This is a genomic window from Devosia sp. (assembly GCF_036676215.1).
In the GTDB taxonomy this organism is placed as follows: domain Bacteria; phylum Pseudomonadota; class Alphaproteobacteria; order Rhizobiales; family Devosiaceae; genus Devosia.
This window is the reverse complement of the sequence record NZ_JAKFDJ010000150.1, coordinates 1-5,169: the sequence shown is the minus strand read 5'-3', so window position 1 is coordinate 5,169 and position 5,169 is coordinate 1. Positions and strand designations below refer to the sequence as shown.

At 61.1% G+C, this 5,169-nt stretch carries 4 protein-coding genes and 1 pseudogene; 2 read left to right on the top strand and 3 right to left on the bottom strand.

Features of this window, described 5'->3' with window-relative positions; genetic code table 11:
• Nucleotides 1–164: 164 nt before the first annotated feature.
• Nucleotides 165–290, top strand: coding sequence for a hypothetical protein (locus tag V6M52_RS12965; RefSeq protein WP_332701324.1), 126 nt, complete (start codon nt 165–167; stop codon nt 288–290).
• A 291-nt stretch (nt 291–581) separates the two neighbouring features.
• On the opposite strand, the gene V6M52_RS12960 is transcribed toward V6M52_RS12965, so the two are convergent.
• Nucleotides 582–899, bottom strand: a complete 318-nt coding sequence (locus V6M52_RS12960; RefSeq protein ID WP_332701323.1) for a hypothetical protein — start codon at nt 897–899, stop codon at nt 582–584.
• Nucleotides 900–1,092: 193 nt separating this feature from the next.
• Between V6M52_RS12960 and V6M52_RS12955 the strand changes: the two are divergent.
• Nucleotides 1,093–2,442: pseudogene (locus V6M52_RS12955) on the top strand (CoA-acylating methylmalonate-semialdehyde dehydrogenase); the annotation flags it as partial.
• A gap of 265 nt (nt 2,443–2,707) precedes the next feature.
• On the opposite strand, the gene rhaI reads toward V6M52_RS12955, so the two are convergent.
• Both rhaI and V6M52_RS12945 read right to left on the bottom strand, forming a co-directional pair.
• Nucleotides 2,708–3,997, bottom strand: coding sequence for an L-rhamnose catabolism isomerase (rhaI, locus tag V6M52_RS12950; RefSeq protein WP_332701322.1), 1,290 nt, complete (start codon nt 3,995–3,997; stop codon nt 2,708–2,710).
• 10 nt (nt 3,998–4,007) lie between these two features.
• Nucleotides 4,008–5,169 (bottom strand): bifunctional rhamnulose-1-phosphate aldolase/short-chain dehydrogenase (locus V6M52_RS12945; RefSeq protein ID WP_332701321.1); only part of this gene is annotated, 1,162 nt, incomplete at its 5' end.

Sequence of the window (5,169 nt, the reverse complement as noted above, 5' to 3'; positions counted from 1 at the left end):
GTGTCGTCGAGGAACACCAGCGACTGGTCGCCATCGGCGAGCAACCGCGTGAAGCGCGGCAGGATTTGCGGGTGTGTCGCCACCTGCGAAAAATCCCAGAGAAATAAGCCGTGAAAGAAATCCGCCTCTGCTGGGCCGCATACGTTGTTCACCATGAAGACCAAGTGAAGGATGGCGGCCTGTGGGCCCCTGCCACCGAAGAGACGCGACGCGACTATCAAATCATCGCCAACGCTGGCAATGAAACCTATGGCGCCGGCTCGCACTGGATGGAAGAGCGCGAGGCGTAGGATGTGCCTCGAGATCAGATCAACTTTTTTAAGATTTGGCTCCAGCCTGTTTCAGGCCAAGGTCTTAGAACGGGGAAAAAACTTCCTTAAGATCCACGTTCATTGCGATAACGACTTAGAACTTCTGGACATGTACAGAAGACTCACACCTGCAAAGTGCATTGATGTGCAATTCTATGAATGCGGAAAGCCGACGTCCGGCCTAGTTATTCTAAAGTGCGTCGGAGTGCCAAGTCTGTGGGATGAATACTCGTTTGTCTTCGGAGCCGACATCATTTAACCGGCGGGCCTTTATGCGCCGGCGGACCCTGTATCTTCGAGCAAGATATGCATTTGATGATTCAGCGCTACCAGTCTGTCGGCCAGCTCGTCGGCTTTACCTGGAACCTCCTCAACTGCATATGTTCCGGTGGACATGCCGTTGTAGGTGAACTCCAGGAAATGGGCAAAGCCCGGTGGGATGGCTAGGGCCTCTTGTCGGATTGCAGTCGAGATGCTGTCATAGAGCTCCGGCTCCGTCGCCAACACACCACCTTGATGTACTCTGGCAACGTAGTTGCCTCGGGCTTCTTTGTCTATATCGACGGTCAGGATCAGTGAGTGTGTCATTGGTCAAGGAAAGGTAATGAGCTGGCTATACATTATGGCAATCGAAAGGGAGCGTGCATATGAATCAGAACGATGCGGAAAACTTCAACGGCCAAATGCGAGATTTCGGAGAAACCGCCAGCCAACTGGTTAATTACATACTGCTAGTCAGCGCCGGCATCTTGAGCGTGACTATCGGGGCATTCCTCGCCAAGCCGCCACCGCTCAGCCCAAATGGGCCGCGACCAATCCGCAGCGCCGCGCCCGCGTGTTCTTCAACTTCGTGGCGCTGATCAATCGCGACATGCAGGAACTGGCCGAGTTGCTGAGCGCCGAGCATGGCAAGACGGTTGAAGATTCCAAGGGCGATATCCTGCGCGGGCTGGAGGTTGCCGAGTTCGTCGCCGGCGCTCCGCATCTGCTCAAGGGCGAATTCACCGATGGGGCAGGGCCGGGGATCGACATGTATTCGATGCGCCAGGCGGTCGGCATCGGCGCTGGCATTACCCCATTCAATTTCCCCGCGATGATCCCGCTCTGGATGCTGTCGCCGGCCATCGCCGCCGGCAATGCCTTTATCCTCAAGCCCTCCGAACGCGATCCGTCCGTTCCGGTGCGGCTGGCGCAACTGGCCATCGAAGCTGGCCTGCCCAAGGGCATTCTCAATGTCGTCCATGGCGGCAAGTCGGTGGTTGACGGCATCCTGCATCACGACCAGATCGGCGCCGTGAGCTTTGTCGGCTCCACTCCGATCGCCCGCTACGTCTACGCAACGGCTGCGGCCGAGGGTAAGCGCGTGCAGGCCTTTGGCGGCGCCAAAAACCACATGATCATCATGCCCGACGCGGACATGGACAAGGCCGCCGACGCGCTGATGGGGGCCGGCTTCGGCTCGGCCGGCGAGCGCTGCATGGCGGTGTCGGTCGCGGTGCCGGTGGGCGACGAGACGGCCGACCGGATCGTCGCCGCTCTCAAGCCGCGCATCGACAAGCTCAAGGTCGGTCCGGCGACCGACAAGGCATCTGAAATGGGCCCGGTCATCACCAAGGCCTCCAAGGACCGCATCGCGGCTTTGGTCGAATCCGGCATCGCCCAGGGCGCGACGCTGGCGGTCGATGGCCGCGGGTTCAGCCTGCAGGGTTACGAGAATGGCTACTTCGTCGGGCCGTCGCTGTTCGACAATGTCACCCCCGAGATGGACATCTACAAGGAAGAGATCTTCGGGCCGGTGCTGAGCGTCGTGCGCTCCAAGACCTATGAGGAGGCGCTCAAGCTGACCATGGACAACCCCTATGGCAATGGCACGGCGATCTTCACCCGCGACGGCGACGCGGCGCGCGATTTTGCGGCCCGGGTCAATGTCGGCATGGTGGGCATCAACGTCCCGGTACCGGTGCCGCTGGCCTATCACAGCTTCGGCGGCTGGAAGGCGAGTGCGTTTGGTGACCTCAACCAGCATGGCACCGACGCCATGAAGTTCTGGACCAAGACCAAGACGGTCACCGCCCGCTGGCCGAGCGGCATCAAGGACGGGGCAGAGTTCCAGATGCCCACGATGAAGTAAGCCCTGGCCGCGCAGTCGTCCCCTTCTCCCCTCTTGGGAGAAGGTGCCCGAAGGGCGGATGAGGGGGCTTCTTTGGCATCCAAGCATGGGATGGCGCAGAACCCCTCACCCCATAATTTCTTCTGAACGAAGAAATTATGGCCCTCTCCCACAAGGGGAGAGGGGGGACGACTGGGCATGCTGTGCGCAAGACAGAAAAACAACAAAGGCCCGGTGATCGCTTACCGGGCCTTCGTCATTCCACGCGGGGAGGAGCGTGGGAAACCTAGACGATGCCGCCCGAGCCGCCCTCGACGGCAGGACGGATGTCGGCGACCTTGGCGCGATAGCCGGCCGCCCGATAGGTGGCGAGGGGGTCGATGGCGCCCCCTTGTTCCAGGCGGGCCATGGCCAGGATCGGCTCGACATCGGTGCGATAGGCAAGGCGCAGCGCCTGGGTGGCGGCGAGGGCATCATTGCCCTCCTGCGCGGCTTTGAGGCCGGCGCGGTCGACCAGCAGCGCCTGCGCATAGGCGCGCTGCACATCCGACGCCGACAGCATCAGCGACTCGATCGGGTCGGTGACATTGTGCGACTGATCGAGCATATGCGCCGGACGGAAGCCGGCATCGCGGGTCTCGATATCGACCAGTTCGTTGAACACCAGGAACAGGCGGTAGGGATCGATGGCGCCTGCATCGAGATCGTCGTCGCCGTATTTGCTGTCGTTGAAATGAAAGCCCCCAAGCTTGCCGAACTGGGCGAGGCGGGAGACGATCATCTCGATATTGACGTTGGGAGCATGGTGGCCGAGATCGACCAGGCACATGGCCTTGTCGCCCAGTTCCTTGGCGATGAGGTAGTTGGTGCCCCAATCCTGCACGACCGTGGAATAGAAGGCCGGCTCATACATCTTGTGTTCGGTATAGACGCGCCAGTCGTCGGGCAGGGCGGCGTAAACCGCCTTCATCGAGTCGAGGTAATGCTCGAACTGGCTGGCGAAATTGACCTGGCCCGGGAAGTTGGAGCCGTCGCCGATCCACACGGTCAGGGCCTTGGAACCGAGCGTCTTGCCGATCTCGATGCATTCCAGATTGTGCTCGATGGCCTGTTGGCGCGTCGCCGCGTCGGCCGCCGAGAGCGAGCCGAACTTGTAGCTCTGCAGCTGCCCCCTGGCGTCGGAGAATGTGTTGGAATTCATCGCGTCAAAGCCGAGATTGAAGCGGCTGGCCGCCTGCTTCAGCCGGTTCGGATCGGCCTTGTCCCACGGGATATGGAGGGAAACGGTCTTCGTCGCCTGCGTCAGTTGGGCGATGACGGCGCAATCCTCGATCTTGTCGAAAATGTCGCGCGGTTCACCCAGACCCGGGAAGCGGGCAAAGCGGGTGCCGCCGGTGCCCACGCCCCAGGATGGAACGGCGACCGAGAAATCGGCAACCTTGGCCTTGATGGCATTAATATCGATGCCGCGGCGATCAAGACGCTCGCCCAGCGTGTCGTAATCGACATTGAGATCCGCCGCGCGCTTGGCATTCTCGGCTTCGACGACGGATGCGTCGATGATGTGTTCAGTCATCGCTCAATCCTTATCGCGTAAACGACTGGGCGTTGCCCGCGTCGACATTGATGATGTTGCCGGTGGACTTGGCCGAGGCGTCCGAGGCGAAGAAGTAGATGGCTTCGGCGATATCCTCTGGGAACACCGAGCGCTTGAGCAGCGAACGCTCGCGATACATTTCCTCTAGGCCATCCTTGTCGGTCTTGTAGGTCGATGCTCGCTGCTCGAGCCATTCGCCGGCCCAGATCTTGGAGCCGCGCAGCACGGCATCCGGATTGACCACGTTGACGCGGATCTGCTCACCAGCGCCTTCCAGCGCGAGGCAACGGGCCAGGTGAATTTCGGCGGCCTTGGCGGTGCAATAAGCCGAAGCATTGGGCGAAGCGGCAAGGCCGTTCTTGGAGGCGACGAAGACGACATTGCCGCCGATCTTCTGGGCGCGGAACAGGCGGAAGGCTTCGCGGGAGACCAGGAAATAGCCCGTGGACAGGATGTCCATGTTCTTGTTCCACAGCTCCAGCGTCGTCTCCTCGATCGGCGCCGAGGAGGCGAGACCGGCATTGGAGACGAGGATGTCGAGCCCGCCGAATTCCACCACGGCATGGGCGAAGCCGGCGATGACGGCCTCTTCCTTGGTGACGTTGACGATGACCGGGCGGACGAAGTCCTTCCCGAAGGCACCAGCGAGCTCGTCATTGGCGGCGGCCAATGCCGTCTCGTCGATATCGGCCAGCACGACGCAGGCGCCTTCGCGCAGCAGGCGAACCGCCGTTGCCTTGCCTATGCCACCAGCGCCGCCGGTGACCAGCGCAATCTGCCCGGCAAGCGATTTCGGCTTGGGCATGCGGGCGAGCTTCGCTTCCTCAAGCAGCCAGTATTCGATGTCGAAGGCTTCCTGCTCGGGCAGGCCGACATAGGTCGAAACCGTCGAGGCGCCGCGCATCACGTTGATGGCGTTGACATAGAACTCGCCGGAAATGCGGGCAGTGGCCTTGTCCTTGGCAAAGGTGAACATGCCGACGCCCGGCATCAGATAGACCACTGCATTGGGGTCGCGCACGGCGGGCGAATTGTCGTGTTTGCAGCGGTCGTAATAGGCCTGGTAATCGACGCGATAGGCGGCGATGTCCTCGGGGATATTGGCGACGACGGCGTCGATATCCGGATTGGCCGGATCGAATTCGATCACC

Bases quoted from the DNA above. Each gene is read 5' to 3' on its own strand.
- V6M52_RS12960 (WP_332701323.1), bottom strand. From the start codon at position 899: ATGACACACTCACTGATCCTGACCGTCGATATAGACAAAGAAGCCCGA.
- rhaI (WP_332701322.1), bottom strand. From the start codon at position 3,997: ATGACTGAACACATCATCGACGCATCCGTCGTCGAAGCCGAGAATGCC.